This window comes from Pseudomonas sp. PB106 (assembly GCF_009764645.1).
Taxonomy (GTDB): domain Bacteria; phylum Pseudomonadota; class Gammaproteobacteria; order Pseudomonadales; family Pseudomonadaceae; genus Aquipseudomonas.
In genome coordinates, this window is sequence record NZ_RWIM01000137.1 from 1 (window position 1) to 1,287 (window position 1,287).

Annotated in this window: 1 protein-coding gene; it reads right to left on the bottom strand. The window is 61.0% G+C overall.

Features of this window, described 5'->3' with window-relative positions; translation table 11 throughout:
• Positions 1-1,287, bottom strand: a 1,287-nt coding sequence (locus tag EJA71_RS18790) for an immunoglobulin-like domain-containing protein (RefSeq protein ID WP_178113723.1), incomplete at both ends; no start/stop codon positions are given.

Consider the following 1,287-nt stretch of genomic DNA (forward strand, 5'->3'; position numbering starts at 1 on the left):
CGCCGGTGATCGCATTGGTAATCGGGGCATGACCGGTCAGCGCATCGTTCGGCGCAATAGTGGTCACGGTGCCGGTGGTTTTGCCGACTTCGATGGTGATGCTTTGGCCGTTGGCCAAGGTCACCACGACCGGCGAACCGGTCACTGGCGCACCAACGGAGGCGGTGTAGGTGACGGTTCCACCTTCCGCTGCCGACTCGGTTGCAGTCAGTTTTACGGTGGTGGTGTCGATGGTGTCGGTGACGCTGGTCACGGCGGGTGCGGTGCTGGTCACCAGATTCTCGAAGCTGCCGCCGGTGGCGGTTTTGATCGTCGCCTGGACGTTGCCGGCGTCTTTGTAGACGTCGTCCGCTGGTGCGGCGACGGTCACAGAGCCGGAAGTTTCGCCAGCCTTGATGGTGATTACCGAGCCGTTGCTCAGGGTCACGGTCACTGGCGAGCCAGCGGCGTTGGTCAGAGTGGCGGTGTAGACAATCGAGCCACCTTCAGCCACAGAGCCGGTCGCGCTCAGCGACAGGTTAGTGGTGTCGACAGTGTCAGTGACATTGGTCGAAACCGGGGTTTTGTCGGCAACGAGATTTTCATAGTTACCACCCGTGACACCTGTGATTGCATTGGTAATCGGGGCATGACCGGTCAGCGCATCGTTCGGCGCAATAGTGGTCGCGGTGCCGGTCGTTTTGCCGACTTCGATGGTGATGCTTTGGCCGTTGGCCAAGGTCACCACAACCGGCGAACCGGTCACTGGCGCACCAACGGAGGCGGTGTAGGTGACGGTGCCACCTTCCGCTGCCGATTCGGTAGCGGTCAGTTTGACGGTGGTGGTATCGATGGTGTCGGTGACGCTGGTCACGGCTGGCGTGGTGCTGGTGACGAGGTTTTCGAAGCTGCCGCCGGTGGCGGTTTTGATCGTTGCCTGGACGTTGCCGGCATCTTTGTAGACGTCGTCAGCGGGTGCAGCGACGGTCACAGTGCCGGAAGTTTCGCCAGCCTTGATGGTGATTACCGAGCCGTTGCTCAGGGTCACGGTGACTGGCGAGCCAGCAGCGTTGGTCAGTGTCGCGGTGTAAATGATCGAACCACCCTCGGCCACAGAACCGGTCGCGGACAGCGACAGGTTGGTGGTGTCGACGGTATCGGTGACTGTGGTCGAAACCGGAGTTTTGTCGGCGACCAGATTTTCGTAGTTGCCACCAGAAACGCCGGTGATCGCATTGGTAATCGGGGCATGACCGGTCAGCGCATCGTTCGGCGCAATAGTGGTCACGGTGCCGGTGGTTTTGCCGA